Raw genomic sequence first — 16,461 nt, 5'->3', positions numbered from 1 at the left:
TTATTGTTTTTACGTGCTAAGATGTGAAGTTCGAAAACAATTTCATTTAACAAAAAACGGCTTTTTAATAGCTATTCTGTAATGTCCTCAATAATAATTTCAAAAGAGTGGTAATAATAAGCATTCTCATTTATTATAAAGATTGTCTTTAATTCTATCGTTACTTTAACCTCGCTTACCAATACTAATTGTCCTTTGCGTAGCATTCCAACATTAGTCAATACTTTAGCTTTAAAAGGACAATAAAGTATTTTGAGCCTATTGTAATAAGTCACTATATACAGTTCTTTAGAAGAGCAGTATTTAAGTATGTTTGCTAATTCGTTATCCTCCATAATTTTTTTCCTCTGTCTGTTCCGCAAAGATTATTTGTAGATTAATTAGCTATTATATATAATGTAGTAACCAATTGGGAGATTTGTTTTCCAGAGATTTGCCAAGGTTATTGATTAGTTCGTATGCGTTGACATTACGTTCTAGGTTATTATCGATATATGAAGACTTATTTGCTTCAGTTAATAGATTATAGAGATTCCAGAAACTAATTGAGCCGTCTGAACTTCTTGCAAAGTTTGGACAATGATAATAATCTTTTACTATACTATTAATTTGGCTATCATTTAGTCCGACTGGAAAAATAGTCTTTTGAGTGTTTTTGTCTAAATGCTGGTACATCCTTAATTTTCCAATAAAATGAGCAAATTGAACTTCAGATATTTTAAACCCAACCATCTTCTTCATCATATTTATATGATTTTCTCTTTTGTAATTTGAAAAGAGCTCAATCATTTTGTCTTCTAATTCATTAATTGAAGAAATCCTAATTTCATTAGAAAATCCATCAGTACTAATGCACAAATTTGTACATACCTTATTTTTGAAACCAATAAACATTTTGAATTTTTCCATTGATTTCTTGCTATAAAGGTTCTCCTGATTATAAGCTCTTACTCCACCAATACTTAATGTTAGCTCATTTCCATTAACATTTTGCTTTGTCGATGGTAGATCTATAATGAAGGCACATCGTTCATAATAAATGGTCTTTTCGTGCTCTTCCAAATCCTTTGCAGGTTTTCCAATAGCAGATGGAATTCTTCCTTTTACAACATGGCTTACTCGTATTTCAGGTTCTTTTTGAAATACACCAGGCAATAATTTCTGAATTATTTTTTGGCAATTATCTATAAATTGAAAATGACTGATTGTTGTCTCATTATCCTTTGAGAATACAGGGATTATGCAATCTTTTTTCAAATGTTCTAATGTTACCATTTCAGTATTGGCTTCAATAAAACTGGTAGAAGGCTTACTTATAATGTTGCCTTCGTCAATTAAATGTTCGTTTATGCTACTGTTAAGTACTAATTCCATGGTTTTCTTGAGTTAATGGTTGTATAATTTCTTTTTCATCGATTACATGATTAAAGATGTTTTCTATTTGATTTTTTCTGTTCAAAATGGCATTGTGGATTTGTTTCTGAAGGGAAGGGTATTTTGAATAAACGTGCTTTAATCCTTCAAGATTCTCGCAAGCATTAATTTCAGACATAGCTTTCTCGACTGAAATTCCAAGATTACACCATTCGATTAGTTTTTGCCCTGTAGATGAATTAATTACAAATTCAGGTCTTCCTGAAAATATCCCAGTTCTATCTTTAGAAGCAGTTACAAGATGGTTATCGTTAATGATTTCGAAGTTTACTGTTAATTCATATTCAAATCCCTCTCGAGTAATTTCTTTAGTTCCTAATTTCATTACTTTGGTTTTGCCATTGCCATCTTTGTCAAGACTATAATCCATCTTACGTCGTACAGTAGTAATTATGTGAGAGTTTGAATTAAGGATTTTATCAATAAAAGCTTGATGTCGTGGCGTTATTTTAGCCCAATCTTGAAATCTTCCTCCAAGTTGTTCGTGCAATTCTAAACAACCTCCTTTTCCAGACCATTCATGTGTAATGCTGTCAACGATAATTACTTCAATTTCTTCTTTCTCACAGATATCAATAGCTTGAATATAACGCTCTGGAGAGTAAGGCTCATTTAATGAGAGAACATTAAAATCCCCTAAATGAGAGTATAAGCTTGCACTATTGTTTTCAGTATCGATTATTGCTATTTTAGTCCAATCGTTGGTAATTCCGTATGCTAATAGTAAAGCTGAATATGATTTTCCAAATCCACTTGCTCCACTTAAACCAAGTCTTAGTTTCACTTGGCTTCTTTCTGCTTTTTGTAGTTTCATACTATAGTTATTTGATGTTATAAATTTGATTAGTTCGTATAACAAATTATTGTTATAATAAAAAAGGAACTCCTTTTGAGAGTTCCTTAATTCTTTAGTTATGTGCACTAATACACCATTTCTTTTTTTAGAACATGTTGTTCTATTATGCTTTCTTCTTCCGATAAATATTCATATCGATGATTCAGTTGCATTGTTTCTGCAGTTTGCGGATCGACATATTCATAGGGTTCAACTTCTACTTTTTTTATGCTACCAGATATTTGAGTGCCAATTAAAGCTTTGCATGTCATTTCATTAAATGTGCATGAAACTTTTGCGGATCTAGTTGTAAAATAATTTCTGCCTGTTTCTTTGCTTTTAACCAATTCAATACCTCCTTGTACTTCAAGAGTATAAAAAGCTTCACCATTTTCTCTTTGATATTTTTTGTAATCTACAATTGTAACCATAGTTTTTATAATTTTAAGATTAAACATTGACGGGTATATCCCAAAATTTAAAAGGCGTATGGTAAAGTCTTGTTTATAAAAGGCGTGACAAAAAAAATTAAAAATTGCTGTTAAAAATACTGTCTTTTTTTAATTTTTCTTTTTTGAGTTTCTTAAGTTCAATATTTCGTTTCGCTGCCTCTTTTTTTTGTCTCTCACTTTCCATTTTATCTGTGTGATTATTGTCTTTGATTCGTTTTTGTTGATCTGAAAGTTCTTGGTAAAAAATTGTCGTTTGAATGAACTCCTCAGAATGGTCACATAGTATATTACAAGGAACTTTAGCTTCACCTGAGTGAACTAATTGGTATAAATTATTATGTTCCTCCAACTCGATTAATATTCCGTCTTTTATCCATGTTGCTCCTTGACTTGTTATGTTTTTAAATTGCTCATCTTTATCTTCGTATTCACCTATTGGCTGTCCATATCTTCCTTGTAGAATTTTGAAGTAGAATCCATAATAATATTTCGGATTATATGAATTGGGGTTTTTATTGAATTCCAATACATTTTGGAGGTGTATTATTTTTAATTGATTATTTTCTAATCTATGGGTAATTTTAAAGTTACAACCTTTTTCTAGATTTAGGTAAAGAGTGTCTTTGGAGAGTTTCATTATTCCCTCTTTAATGTTTTTTTTTGTAGCGCTATCAAATTGAGCTTCTGTCATATTTAAGTAATAATTCATAAAAAGTATTTGATTTTTCTTAGGGGTAGATTTTGACTTTAATATGAATTCAGTAGTTTTAGGATAAGAATCAAGAAAGGATACGGGATTTTTTTCTTCATTCCCATGTTGTTTACAACATGATAGGGTTGTTATTAATAGAAGCAAGATTATGATTTTCATTTTGATGTGATTTAAAATTTTAAAAGATATTATTCTTTTATTTATTTGCTTTTTTTAATTCTAATAGAGGGATTTGATTGGTCACTAATATAATTTTGCAATAATTTCATCTACATCTTTGCTACATTCAAAGAAGTACATTGTATGGCTTTTAAATTCAGTAATAACAAATACTGATTTGTTAGAATTAAAGTTAGTCGAATCAAAATAAATAATTTGAAGACCTTCTTTTTTTGTCATGAATATTAAATATGGTATTTCTGCGAAGACGGTGTATTTAGTAGTTGCCTTTCCTCCAACAATTAAGTCAGATTTGATATAAACTTCCTTATCAATTGAATTTGCACCAACAACAAAAGTTATTGATTCATTTTCAAAATTGATGTATGCTTGTCGGTTAAAATCTAAGCCACCATTAATTTGAATTCGGGTCCAGTTTTCTCTATCACCCATGAAATAAGGCCCTTTATTGTAAACCGCTATGTCTCCTTTGACTATTTGCGCATTTAGATTATTGAGTAAAAGGAGAATACTTAATAAATGGTATATTTTTTTCATGATTAAGATGCTTTAATCTATTTTAGAGTTAGTTAATTGTTAAAAAAGGGGACGCTTTATTGTTGTTTGTGGTTGTCTAATTGTAATAAAAAAAACATAGTTCAAAAAGTCTAATATAAAAAGGGGGGGGGTATTGTAGTTTTTTGCTTACACAATGGAAGCATGTGGCCTCAAATTACCTGCCAAATGTCTTGTATAGCCAGTAGGTAAATACGCCTACCGCAATAAAAGAAATAGAGGCTTTAAGACTGTCTTGAATACCTTCTATAAAGCTACCACCATGGATCATTCCTGATAAACCCCAAATAGGTAATATAAATACTAGTATAATTGATACAATGCCAATGTTTGCGCATCCGCTATTTTTTTTCTTTTCTTCTTTCATAAATTATTTAATTGTTTTAATGAGTAAAACTTCTTTCTTTGATAATGTGTTAGTGATTTATCCAAAAGACATTGAATATAAACAGATTTGATTAGAGTTTTTTTATTTGATAAAAATAGTTTTGTTTTTGACTTTCAAATATAGGCAAATATGCTTAGCAAATAATAATTTAATTCCTCGAATTTTATTTCGTGGACAATAAAGAAAAAAAGCTCATTTTAATTGAACTTGGAAAGACTCTTAGAGAAATACGTTTGTCTAAGGGCTTTACGCAGGAACAACTTGCGAATGAGCTTGGTATTGAGATCTCCCAAATAAGTAGAATTGAAAGAGGGGTTATAAGTACTTCTGTTGTCACACTGTATCAAATTGCTAAAGTTTTAAAAGTTAATGTTTCGCAGTTGTTTCTTTTTGAGAATTTGTAATTTAGAGATAGCAAATTTAAACTTCCTAGAAAGTGTTTTTTTACGGATTACCGTAAGGATCTAGTTTAAAATTAGATTTAAAAAAAAACTTTTACTCTCTTGCTTGCAAACGAATAGTTCTGTGTATTTAAAATTAGGAACTTTTTTCAATTTTTATTTTTAACCTTTTCATTTCTTCACTTACTTTCTTTTGAACTACTTTGCCATAATGTTCCTGCGTAATAATTAAATTAGAGTGTCCTAGAAGTTCAGAGACAATTTCCATAGGAACATCATTATACAATAATACTGTAGATGCAAATGTTTTTCGTGCAGTATGATGAGTTACTCTCTTTTCTACTTCTAAAATTTCAGTGATTTCTTTTAGATAAGAATTAAATTTTTGATTTGTAATAGCTGGAAATGCTTTTTTTTCTATTGTGCTGTACTTGTCTATTATTGTCTGAGCTTTTGGAAGAATCGGTATGAAAAGTTGTCGTTGTGTTTTTTCTCTTTTGACCTGAATCCAGTTATTGCCATCAAATCCAATTTGAATATGTTTCTTTTCTAAATTAGTCATTTCATTAAAGGCTAAACCTGTGTAACAACAAAAAATGAATAAATCCTGAACACGTTGTAATCGTCTTGGTTTTAATTCTAATTTTTCAAAGTTTTTCAATTCATTTGTTGAGAGAAAGATTACTTCTTTAATTACCTTTTTGGATTTGTATAAAATAAATGGATCTCGATCTAAGAATCCTTCAGAAATTGCTTGTTTAATTGGTGTTCTAAGTCTTTGAATTGTTTTGTTGATTGTAATTTGTTTTTGAAGTTTTACAGTCTTTAGATAGTATTCAAAATCATGCAGGAATTGCAGATTTAAATCTTTCAGAGGGTAATCTGTTTTTTTAAATTTCCATTTTATAAAAGCCTCTAAGTGTTTGCTGACATATAGGAATTTATTATAGGTGGCTTGTTTGATTTCTAATCCTATTAGTTTTTGGATTTTAATCAAGAATTGGCTATAATAAGAATTGAAGTGTTGTTCTTTTTTGATGTCAACACCAATATATTTATTATAGATGTCATCAATTGTAAATGGATCGTTTTGCAGTTTTAAAATTCCAAAAATCGTATTGATTTTAGATTGTGTGTTTTCAAGCAAGGAATTGTGTAATATTGCTGATTTGTGATTCTTGTCTACAATTTGCTTTTTTGAATTCCAAAATTCAGGTTCAATATTAATTCCAGTGCTAAATTGTTTTCTGTTTCCATCTAAAGTAATTCTACAATACAATGGTGATTGATTTCTTTTGTTAGCTCTATTTTTGACTTGAACAAATAAGATGCTTAAATTTTTTGTTGTCATAACTTTTGTTTGTGTATGACATACAGTTAGTTACGTTGAAAAAAGTGTTACCTTTGAAAAAAAGATATGTTACCGAATGGTCTACCTTTTTTTCAAATAAACTTGTCAAATGACAAATTTTAGTTTTTTCGAAAGAACATTGTTAAGTATTGATTTTACTTGGTTTAGGTTTAAATAAAAAAAAGACCATCATTTCTGATAGTCTTTTTTGCTCCCTTTGATGTTGTTTTATCGAACCGATTCAAAACTGATTTGGAAAAACTATATACGCTTAGTCTGGAATTTAAAAAGTATTTTGAAGTATTGATTTGATTTTCAATTATAAAAAATAAATACCCTTATTGTTGATTAATCGAACTTAATTTATTGAAGATTAAGTTTAATACTTTCAAAATAAAATATGATTCTAATCGAACAAATATATCATCTAATTATGGTTTTCCATAATATGAAAACAATTTTGTTTATGTTATTTGTGGAAATGTATAGACTATTAATAAGTCTTATAAAAAATATTTAATTAAAACATTTATTATGGAAAAAATCCAAGCAATTAAGCCAGGCCCCAAACCAAAAACACCAGATGGTACACCAGATGAAAGAAGGCGAGTTACACCACCAAATCAGCCGAAGCATCCAATTTTGAAACCTCACATCCATAAGCCAAAGGATTAAATGTAGTAAATTTTGGAGATGTTAGAACCCAAAAAACCTCTTCATAACTGAAGAGGTTTTTTGGGTTACCCTTTACCGTTGAATTGTCGAACTTATTTATTGAGGATTTAAAGAAATTAGCTTATGCTTATAAACTATTGATAAGTATATTAAATATACAAAAGGACTAATTTATAAGTTAAAATTCCCTGTTATTTCTGATATTTGATTTTTATATCCTTAACTTTTAAAATAGAATCGACTTTTACAATTGAAATAGAATCGAGCTTTTTATTAGTTGCTCGGTCTATTTTATACTCTTTTTTTTCAAAATTTGTAAGAGTATTGAAGCCTATAAAACAAACAAAGATTAATAAAGTAACAGGGATATATGCGACCCATTTTTTATATAAGTCTCTGGTTGAAAACAAAATTAAAGTAATAAAGATAGCTAATGCAGTAGCTAATGATAACATAAATAAAAGTGCTTCATAGACACTAGAAACGAATTTGTATGTTGGAATTGATGATAATACAAAAGTTATTATAGCCGTAAAAATGCTTATAATTTCAATTGATTTAAAATCTTTTTTATCAAGCTCTTTGTTTAATTCTTCTATTTTTTGAATTTCCTTTTTAAAATATTTACCAGTATCTACAAATAGGATTAATTTGTCATAATCTTCTTTTACTTTTACATAGTCATTTTCAATTTGATTGTTTGAAGGAGGTAATACAAAAGAAGAAGCATAAAAAATGTTATCAAGACCTCTAACAGAAGAGGGAACTAAAGACTCTTCGAAAGGTAAAATAAAGACATAATTAAAATTTAGTTTTGACCATTCTTTTTTTAAAAAATATGAGTCAAATTCTTCTTTACAATGCCCTTTAATTATTTCATCATATGTTTTAATGAATTGAATTTTATCTTCATCATTTATTTTACGGATTAAAAAATCTGTGATGTAATTAAGATACTTGTATTCAGGAAAAAAGTTGTTTATTTCTCCTTTTATTCTCTTTTTGACTTCAATATATTTGTTTTTTATTGCACGATTATCTTTGTTGTCTATTAAAAAAAGAGAGAAAGAATTATTCAATGAATAATTAGTTCCAATTATATTTACATATTGGTTGTAGTTGCTTAAGTTTTCTTGTATTTTATTTTCAAAAAAATTAGAAATTTCATGAAGCTTAGTATAATTAGGCTTAACGTCCTTATAGTATTTTATAAGTTGATGAAGTTGTAAAACATTTAAATCATCTAACTTGCTATTTTTATATGGCTTTATTCTAGATTCTAAAGTATGAACCCAACTTCTAGAAATAAGCTCATATTGAGTCTGAATAATTTCGCACCACTCTTTTAATTTTTCATTTTCATCCTTAAAATCTTCAACCGCTTTTATACTCCCGTCAGACAAGTAAAGATGAGCACTAGGATTTTCGCTAACTTTTCTTTGTTTCCATTTATGTTGTAAAAACTTAATTTTAACTAAAACATCTTTGGTTAAGTCGCTAAACTCTTGTGTTTTAAGGTTTGTTATTCTTTTTTCTAAATCAAATAAATTCGTTATATAATCATTTTCATTAGAAGGACAATGGTCAATATGATTGACTCCTAATAAGCAAAAGAAATAATCCGTAATAGAATCAAGTTTTTCCGACAGATTACTTTCTTTTAGAATACTTTCAAATCGATTGTTTTCAGAAAAGAGGAAGTCTATTCTGTCTGAAGAATATTTATTAGATATATCTTGTGTAAAAATTTTATACCCTCCAACTACTATATTTATTGCGGAAGAATATTCAAATATTTTGGTTTGAATATCGTCGGATAAAAAATCTGTATTTGTTATTGAGGTTTTTACTTTTTCATCAACTAAATTTAGACTTTCTATTAAGTTTTTAACAGATACATATTCTCCTGAAAGTAATGAATAGCAAAATAATTTTATAATTTCTATTGTTGATTTTTCAATTTCTTGTAAAAATATCTCATTTTTTAGTTCTTCGGCTTTTCGAGTTTCTTCGGTTTCCTGACCATCTTCAGTAGTAGCTTCTAGAGTTGTTTGAGCCTCTTCAGTAGTTATAGTTTCTGGAATTTCTATAGTATCTTCAGCTCTTTGGGTATCTTCCGTTTCTTCAATGGGACTTAATTCTCTATCTAATGAATTAAAGTCTTTATATTTTTGTTCAAAATCATCAATACTTGAAAGAATCTGGTTAATGTAATTTTCCATAAATAATTAAACTCTAAAATTACAAATGGAAAAATTTTTGTTCAGATTTAATGATTTCGTTTGGAATTAGTTCACTGTATGCTCCCTTATTTCGAGCTTTAGTAATGTAGAATTTCCAAGAATACCAAGTATGGCTTAATTCTACGAGCTCAAAAGGGCTCATAGTTATTAGTTTGATATTCTCTTGTTTTAATTTTTGAATAGAAAAATCAATTTTGTTTTTTAAGTCTCCGTCAGGATAGTTAATGATATTTACAAAAGTTGCAGAAGAATTTGTTATTTTTAAATTAGGAAGTTGATTATTTCGTATTATACTATATATGTCACTTTCAACATGACCATAAGGCATGGCATAAAATGTATTAAAAGGAGCATCAAGCAAGGTGTTGTTTTGACCTTTTTCAGTTCCAACTGCAGAAGCAAAAAATAATAATTTTAGTACTTTTAAAGTACTGAAATCATTATTTTTACTGTCTTCAATAACTTCTTGATACCATTCAAGCAGTCTAGAAACAAAATATTCAAATGCTAAATTTTTATTCATAATGAGTTGTAAAAGTTTGCAAATGTAATTATTTTATAGTGCACTATAAGATATATTATTATATAATCTAAAGTTAATCATTTTTATTTTATTAAATATGTTTTATGGTTTATTGCGGATAATGCAAAATGCCGTTTTTTAGATATTTAAGCCATTTTGATTTTTTTTCTTTCACCTCGAATTCTTTAATTTCAGGCATATTAGTTATAAACTTTTTATCGAACGGAAATCTATTTGAATTCCATTCTAAATGAAACCATTCTCTGTCTGGAAAATTTTTGATAATACTTTCGTGCCAATCTTTACGATTATCCAATCACTCTGTACGAAAGCCACTTACTGTAATTATTGCTGGATAATTTCCATCTTTATGCTTAGTTATTTTAAATCTATCTGTAGAGTCCACTAACCACTGCTCCTTTATAATGTTAGAATTATATATTTTGTCTATTATCGTTTTATATTCGGTAATGCAATCTATTTTCATTTTTTGACTATTATAAATTTTAAATATAAGGTTTTTACCTTCTAAACTGTTGATATACCTTCTTCAACATATAATTCTTTACTATATTTCCAAATTCTTTATCATTCATCATTTTGGTGAAAATATCTTGATTTTGTTCCATTCTGCTTATGGTTGTGTCTAAAAATTTGTCTTCAAATCCAAATTTGAAATTTTCCATAGTATTAGATTGAGCTTGAAGAGCCAGATTATCGTCTGCTATTAATTCTTCATAAATCTGGTCAAAATATAGCTTATCAGCGGTGCTGAATTCTGTTCCGAATCTTTTGTTTAATACATTGATAATTTCAGACAAAGCAGTTTCTTCCTCTTGAGTCATTCTTATTCCGGCCGAACCACCGCCTTCTAATTCATAAACAGCTCGGTCTTCCATTACGATATTGTTCTCGGCAATTTTTTGAAGTCTGTAATATTCTAAAGAAACTTCGTCACCTAATTTAAATTTTTCATCTTGATTGGTTCGAGGCAATTTCTTTATTAAGTAGCGAGTGTAAGTAAACAGTTTTTCTAAATCTATATCTGAAAAAGGCATGATTTGAGTTAAAAACGAATACGTTCTAGTAAAAACTTGCAAAGTGTTTTTTAAATCTTCTTGGGTTATCTCTGTACCAATGGTGTTCTCTTTTGAATGTTCTTGTGGTAATTTTTTAAATCGTTCTATGGCTGGGTCAATAAAAGAATATAATTTCTTTTGGTCTGAAACAGTAAGTGTTTTAACTGATTTAAAATATACGTTGCAAAAATTATCAACTTCAGATTGCCAAATTATTTGTGACGAATCTATTTGTGCTTTTAAGTCATATAAATGATTAGGGTCTGAATTTTCTACGATTGATGTTGCTTCATAATACGGTTGAAATGAATCTAAAATATCATCTGTATCATTGGCAAAATCAAGTACAAAAGTATCTTCTTTACCAGCACACATTCTGTTTAATCTGGATAATGTTTGTACTGCTTTAACTCCAGATAATTTCTTATCTACATACATTGTATGCAATAAAGGTTGGTCAAATCCTGTCTGATATTTATCAGCAACTAACAATAATTGGTATTCATCGGATGCAAATTTCTTTGGCAACATTTTTTCAGAGAAACCATTTAATTCTACTTCCGTTACTCCTTCAGGTGAAGAATCATGCATTACTTTACCTGAAAATGCAACTATGGTTTTTACATCTTTATATCCTTTATCTGAAATGTATTTATCAAATTCTTCTTTGTAGCGTACGGCATGAAGTCTTGAACTACTTACAACCATTGCTTTGGCTTTTCCTCCAATCTTTTTTGAAACCACTTGTCTAAAGTGTTCTACCATCACTTCGGTTTTTTGAGCTAGATTGTGCGGATGCAATGACATAAAACGTCCGATTGCCCTGGTCGCTTTTTTCTTATTTACTTTAGGGTCATCTTCTATTTCTTTGGATAATTTGAAATATGTTTTGTAAGTGGTATAATTCTTCAACACATCGAGAATAAATCCTTCTTCAATCGCTTGTTTCATCGAATACAAATGAAATGGCTCAGGTTTTCCATTGCTTCCTTTTACTCCAAATACTTCAATTGTTTTTGGTTTAGGAGTTGCTGTAAAACCAAAGAAGCTTAAGTTATCTTGTTTACCACGAGCTAACATTGATTTTCTGATTTCGTCTTCTGCATCTTCTTCTAAACCAGAGTAAGCTTCATCCTTTTCAGCTTGTTCTAGCGATTTTGCAGATAAAACTTCTTTTAATTTCTTAGTTGCTTCACCGCCTTGTGAAGAGTGAGCTTCATCAATAATGACTGCATACTTTCTAGCTGGAATTTCGCCAATTTTTTCTAATATAAACGGAAACTTTTGTAGTGTCGTTATGATGATATTGGAGCCAGCAGTTAAGGCATCTGCCAACTGTTGAGAGTCTTTATCTATTTTATGAACAACACCTTCTTTATGTTCAAACTGATAAATAGTGTTTTGTAATTGTGAATCCAATACTTTACGGTCAGTGATTACAATAACTGAATCAAAAATTCGAATATTGTTTTCATCATGTAAACTTGATAAACGATAGCTTAGCCAAGCAATTGAATTTGATTTTCCTGAACCAGCAGAATGTTGAATAAGATAATTTTTTCCTGCTCCATGGAATCTAGCATCTTCAGTTGCTTTTCGAACAACTTGCATTTGATGAAAACGAGGAAAAATAATAGTTTCCTTCTTCTTTTTTACACCATTCAATTCAAATTCTTCCACACTTAAATGCAAGAATTTACCAATAATATCCATGAAGCTATTTTTTGTCCAAACTCCAGCATTTCCATTGGGAAGTTTGTCCCACAAATAGGAAGTACGATAACCTTCTTTATTTACTGGATTCCCAGCACCATTATTGTATCCTAAGTTAAAAGGTAAATATCTTGTGCGATTTCCATCTAATTTGGTAGTCATAAAACATTCATCTGCATCAACAGCGAAATGAACTAAACTTCTTTTCTTAAATTGAAAGATAGGCTCGTTTGGTTCTCGGTCATATACATATTGTTTTTTGGCATTTTCTACAGATTGTCCAGAAAACTGATTTTTAAGCTCTATTGTTGCAACTGGCAAGCCGTTTAGAGACAAAACCATATCAAGTGAATTTTTACCTACACGCTCGTAATAAACCTGTCTGGTAACAGATAGGCTATTAGTATTATATAGTGCTTCAGCATCTGGATTAAGTGTGCTTTCCGGCTTAAAATAAGCCATTTGAAACTTTACTCCATAGTCAGTAAAACCATTACGAATAACATCTAGAATACCACGAAGTTCAATTTCTTTGATTAAGCGAGAAATTACTTTTTTATCAACTTCGTCTTTATGAATATTGGCAATTTTACTCCATAAAAGTGGTTGAGATTCTTTTAAGAAATTGATTATATATCTAGGGAATAATCCTGTTTGTGCATCAAAATCTTCTGAGAATCCTTTAGTATAACCACCATTTTTTAGTAAAGCTTCTTCAATTGCTCTTTCAAAAGTTAGTTCTGTATGTATTCCTTTTGCCATAGTTTTTATTATGCTAAACGTTTCTTAGTTTCTTCTTGGTTACCTTCTTTTAGTTTCTTTCACGGTTATCTTCTCGAGTATGCTTTGCTTTTTGTTGCTCCGTTTCTTCTTAATTGTCTTCTTAGTTACTTTCTTAGTTACCTTCGTTAGTTTCTTTCACGGTTATCTTCTCGAGTATGCTTTGCTTTTCGTTGCTCCGTTTCTTCTTAATTGTCTTCTTAGTTACTTTCTTAGTTACCTTCGTTAGTTTCTTTACGGTTATCTTCTCGAGTATGTTTTGCTTTTCGTTGCTCCGTTTCTTCTTAATCATCTTTCTTGGTTACTTTCTTAGTTACCTTCGTTAGTTACCTTCGTTAGTTTCTTTCACGGTTATGTTCTCGAGTGTACTTTGTTTTTCGTTGTCCGTTTCTTCGAGTACCTTTCTTAGTGACTTCTATTAATTGCCTTTTTCTAATGAAGATAATAATACGTTACCTTTCTCTGTAGTGATATATTTTTGATTTCTATCTTTCGGGCTATCTTTAATAGTATATTCAATCAAGTCTTGTTCAAGTAAAGGCAATACATTGGTGTTGAAATTTTTCGTCTGATTGGTAATGCCGATATAATCTAATATCTCCGCTCTAGATTTAGATACTTTACAATATTCTAATATTTTAATTGATTGTGGTGTTATAGCTTCTTCTGGAATATCAGAGTCTACTGTAAATACAGGATGTATTGGTATTTCAATTATAAAATATCTTCTATCAGGTTCATCAGTATCGAATTTCGGTTTTGGTGACCCATTTTCACGTAATGCTCTAGTAATAGTAGGAATACCCGTAGCTCTTCCTTCTGTTAGCCTTAATTCTTTTAAAAACTCACCAATCCTTCTATTTCTATATCTTCTGGCTCTTACGATACCTCTTGTAAAGTCTCTTTGTTTTAATGATGGGTCAGCGCCACTATAGCTAATTATTTCAATTGCATCAGGTAATATACGTACTTCTATCGGGTCTTGTAGTTCGTAATTTCTATGATAAACAGCATTAGATAAAGCTTCTTCTATTGCTTCATAAGGATAATTATAGACTCTGTCTGATTGTTCTCTATCACTAAACTTTGTGATTTTTTCTTTTATGATATTTGATTTGAAATAAGATAATACATCAATTAATTGTTGTTGAATTGTACCTTCAAATGTTATCTCATTAAAGTTTTTACCATCAACTCCTTCGGGAAATTCCACCAAATCAATTTTTGCTCCTTTAAAATATTTTTGAGGAGCTGAACTAAACATCAGTAATCCTACATTTTTTGGAAACAAATGTTCATTGGCGCCTTGACTTAAGTTCATTTGCTGTGCCAACTCTTCCACACTCATTCTAGCACTTTCATCAAAAAGTTTGCTCCTCGTTTTTTCCAAATGCTCACGCATCAAAGCAAAGCTTAAATCACTGATTTTAGCTTGTTGGTTTACTCTATCATCAAACGGGATTTTTGCCGTAAGTTGTATTAATTCTATTTCTTGTTCTTGACTTGGGACTATAGTACTGGAATATTGACGTATGCGGTAATGATACGTTTTGGTTCTAGATAAAACATCGTCGGGTACTTTGTAAGGGCGATTAGTTCCTGCCGAAACCCATATTGCTAAAACATGTTTGCCGTCAATTTCTTCTAAAGAAAGCACAGGAAAATAAGTAGGTTGAATTTGATTGCAATAATTTATCATATCCCTTTGGACAGTTTCGAATAAATTTGGGTCAAACCCTAGTACCGGCCTAATTGGTTTACCGTCTTTTTCTTCAACACCAACAATAATATAACCGCTTCCTTCATTTTCGAAATCATTGGCAAAAGCACAAACAGTTCGCATTATAGGAGTTGGATTCCAGCCTTGTTTAAACTCCATGCGAGAACCTTCGACAATAGCTCCCGAAAGCAAATCTTCTATGTTGACTAATAAACTCATATATATTAAATTAAATGAATTGTATCTGTTAATTTTGAATCAGTTTCTAATTTTAAAAAATAAAAACCAGTAAATTCTTTCCAATTGAAACTGTAATTACCGTCTATTTGAATACTTACTTCAAAGCCTCCAATTGCTGTATTTTTTATAACACTTCCTGAAATCTCACTTCCGTGGGAAATATCATAATCCCAATATTTCCCATTCTTTTTTACAGGAAAAACAGCATTTTTAAAATCTGTCATTACTAACATTATCCCCTTCAGGAAATTTTCTTTTTTTGAATACGATTCGAGTAATTCTATATCAGCATGAACATCTTTAAAAAAAATATCTAAAGCTCCACGTTTCCCACCACTGGATGCAAATTCTTTATAACACTTCATTTCAATTGGAAGATAAAAGATATTATCTGCTTTTTCAATTTTAATTACAATATCACATTCTTTAGTTTTACCGTTAATAGGTATAGTAGTTTCTAGTTCTATTATAATTTTTTCATCTTCATGATGAATGGCTAAATCAATTGTATTTTTAAGAAGGTAAGCAAAGTTCAATTGCATTGAAGCTTCCTTGTTGATTTCGATTAATCCACAACCAATTTTTGCCGAAAAACTTCCCCAACAAATTTCTATAATATCATTCACCCTTTTTATTAACGCTTCCATATTTCTGAATTAGCATTGTATAATATTTTTCCTTGTCTGCTATCGAAGCATTATGAAATGGAACTTCAAATATTTCTGTATTTTTCCATTGACCAATTTTTCGGTATCTGTTACTGTTAAATTGAATTTCTGAGGCAAAATTTCTAAAAGCTTCTCCTACCTTACTATGCATTAAGCATAATTTTGAAACTTCTCTTATTTTTAAGATGTCCATAATTCGCTTCACATCTTTTGAGGTAACTTCTACATTTATGCTTTTGGCTTTAACTATTTTTCTATTAAGGTCAGTAACTCCAATTGACCAATTTTTAAAATTTATCTTCGTACAGCCAAAAACCGTTTCATCACCTTCCAATTTATTTAAAATAGGTTGGGTTATTATTCCTGAGCGAAATAATAAATTCCAAAATGATAAATTATTAGTAAACCAATGAGCATTCTTATTTGAATTTTCAGGTACATTTAATGCAACGAACAAAATTTCCGTTTTTGGATGTATATATTCTGATAAGTTTACTTTTTTATCCATCTTC

17 protein-coding genes are annotated in these 16,461 nt (G+C 29.7%); 2 read left to right on the top strand and 15 right to left on the bottom strand.

Annotation, left to right across the window (positions count from 1 at the left end):
* Positions 1 to 71 precede the first annotated feature (71 nt).
* From ACHRVL_RS02500 to ACHRVL_RS02470, 7 genes are all read right to left on the bottom strand, one after another.
* On the bottom strand, positions 72 to 206 hold the full coding sequence (locus ACHRVL_RS02500; protein ID WP_395410085.1) for a hypothetical protein: 135 nt from the start codon (positions 204 to 206) through the stop codon (positions 72 to 74).
* Between the two features lie 181 nt (positions 207 to 387).
* Entirely contained in the window at positions 388 to 1,374 is a 987-nt protein-coding gene (locus ACHRVL_RS02495; RefSeq protein ID WP_395410084.1) for a DUF3871 family protein, read from the bottom strand.
* Positions 1,358 to 2,248: an AAA family ATPase gene (locus ACHRVL_RS02490; RefSeq protein WP_395410082.1), complete on the bottom strand. Its 891-nt coding sequence runs from the start codon at positions 2,246 to 2,248 to the stop codon at positions 1,358 to 1,360. The genes ACHRVL_RS02495 and ACHRVL_RS02490 overlap by 17 nt, the downstream gene beginning before the upstream one ends.
* Positions 2,249 to 2,355: 107 nt before the next feature.
* Positions 2,356 to 2,700: a hypothetical protein gene (locus ACHRVL_RS02485; RefSeq protein ID WP_395410081.1), complete on the bottom strand. Its 345-nt coding sequence runs from the start codon at positions 2,698 to 2,700 to the stop codon at positions 2,356 to 2,358.
* A 97-nt stretch (positions 2,701 to 2,797) separates the two neighbouring features.
* Positions 2,798 to 3,592, bottom strand: a complete 795-nt coding sequence (locus ACHRVL_RS02480) for a hypothetical protein (protein WP_395410080.1) — start codon at positions 3,590 to 3,592, stop codon at positions 2,798 to 2,800.
* Between the two features lie 84 nt (positions 3,593 to 3,676).
* Positions 3,677 to 4,150 carry a hypothetical protein gene (locus ACHRVL_RS02475; RefSeq protein ID WP_395410078.1) on the bottom strand — a complete coding sequence of 158 codons (474 nt, stop codon included), beginning with the start codon at positions 4,148 to 4,150 and terminating at the stop codon, positions 3,677 to 3,679.
* Between the two features lie 175 nt (positions 4,151 to 4,325).
* Complete coding sequence (locus tag ACHRVL_RS02470) at positions 4,326 to 4,535, bottom strand: hypothetical protein (protein WP_395410076.1); 210 nt, start codon at positions 4,533 to 4,535, stop codon at positions 4,326 to 4,328.
* Between the two features lie 191 nt (positions 4,536 to 4,726).
* On the opposite strand from ACHRVL_RS02470, the gene ACHRVL_RS02465 reads away from it, so the two are divergent.
* Entirely contained in the window at positions 4,727 to 4,960 is a 234-nt protein-coding gene (locus tag ACHRVL_RS02465) for a helix-turn-helix domain-containing protein (protein ID WP_395410073.1), read from the top strand.
* A 133-nt stretch (positions 4,961 to 5,093) separates the two neighbouring features.
* Here the strand turns inward: ACHRVL_RS02465 and ACHRVL_RS02460 are convergent, their stop codons facing one another.
* Positions 5,094 to 6,308, bottom strand: a complete 1,215-nt coding sequence (locus tag ACHRVL_RS02460; RefSeq protein WP_395410071.1) for a phage integrase SAM-like domain-containing protein — start codon at positions 6,306 to 6,308, stop codon at positions 5,094 to 5,096.
* Positions 6,309 to 6,842: 534 nt separating this feature from the next.
* On the opposite strand from ACHRVL_RS02460, the gene ACHRVL_RS02455 reads away from it, so the two are divergent.
* Positions 6,843 to 6,983 carry a hypothetical protein gene (locus ACHRVL_RS02455; protein ID WP_194640663.1) on the top strand — a complete coding sequence of 47 codons (141 nt, stop codon included), beginning with the start codon at positions 6,843 to 6,845 and terminating at the stop codon, positions 6,981 to 6,983.
* Positions 6,984 to 7,174: 191 nt separating this feature from the next.
* Here the strand turns inward: ACHRVL_RS02455 and ACHRVL_RS02450 are convergent, their stop codons facing one another.
* The 7 genes from ACHRVL_RS02450 to ACHRVL_RS02420 form a co-directional block, all read right to left on the bottom strand.
* A complete protein-coding gene (locus ACHRVL_RS02450) occupies positions 7,175 to 9,205 on the bottom strand; it encodes a hypothetical protein (RefSeq protein ID WP_395410069.1) in 2,031 nt (676 codons plus the stop codon).
* A 19-nt stretch (positions 9,206 to 9,224) separates the two neighbouring features.
* A complete protein-coding gene (locus ACHRVL_RS02445; RefSeq protein ID WP_395410068.1) occupies positions 9,225 to 9,749 on the bottom strand; it encodes a hypothetical protein in 525 nt (174 codons plus the stop codon).
* Positions 9,750 to 9,858: 109 nt separating this feature from the next.
* The gene (locus ACHRVL_RS02440; protein WP_395410066.1) at positions 9,859 to 10,065 is read right to left on the bottom strand and encodes a hypothetical protein; all 207 of its coding nucleotides are present in this window, start codon (positions 10,063 to 10,065) and stop codon (positions 9,859 to 9,861) included.
* A gap of 205 nt (positions 10,066 to 10,270) precedes the next feature.
* On the bottom strand, positions 10,271 to 13,303 hold the full coding sequence (locus ACHRVL_RS02435; RefSeq protein ID WP_395410065.1) for a type I restriction endonuclease subunit R: 3,033 nt from the start codon (positions 13,301 to 13,303) through the stop codon (positions 10,271 to 10,273).
* Positions 13,304 to 13,739: 436 nt separating this feature from the next.
* Entirely contained in the window at positions 13,740 to 15,260 is a 1,521-nt protein-coding gene (locus ACHRVL_RS02430) for an RNA-binding domain-containing protein (RefSeq protein ID WP_395410062.1), read from the bottom strand.
* Positions 15,261 to 15,265: 5 nt separating this feature from the next.
* Positions 15,266 to 15,928, bottom strand: coding sequence for a hypothetical protein (locus ACHRVL_RS02425; RefSeq protein ID WP_395410061.1), 663 nt, complete (start codon positions 15,926 to 15,928; stop codon positions 15,266 to 15,268).
* Positions 15,900 to 16,457 carry a hypothetical protein gene (locus tag ACHRVL_RS02420; RefSeq protein WP_395410060.1) on the bottom strand — a complete coding sequence of 186 codons (558 nt, stop codon included), beginning with the start codon at positions 16,455 to 16,457 and terminating at the stop codon, positions 15,900 to 15,902. The genes ACHRVL_RS02425 and ACHRVL_RS02420 overlap by 29 nt, the downstream gene beginning before the upstream one ends.
* Between the last annotated feature and the right edge of the window lie 4 nt (positions 16,458 to 16,461).

The organism is Flavobacterium sp. FlaQc-28 (genome assembly GCF_044007415.1).
Classification (GTDB): Bacteria; Bacteroidota; Bacteroidia; order Flavobacteriales; family Flavobacteriaceae; genus Flavobacterium.
Note: the sequence above shows the minus strand (reverse complement) of the source record. Positions and strands in the feature narration are given on the sequence as shown.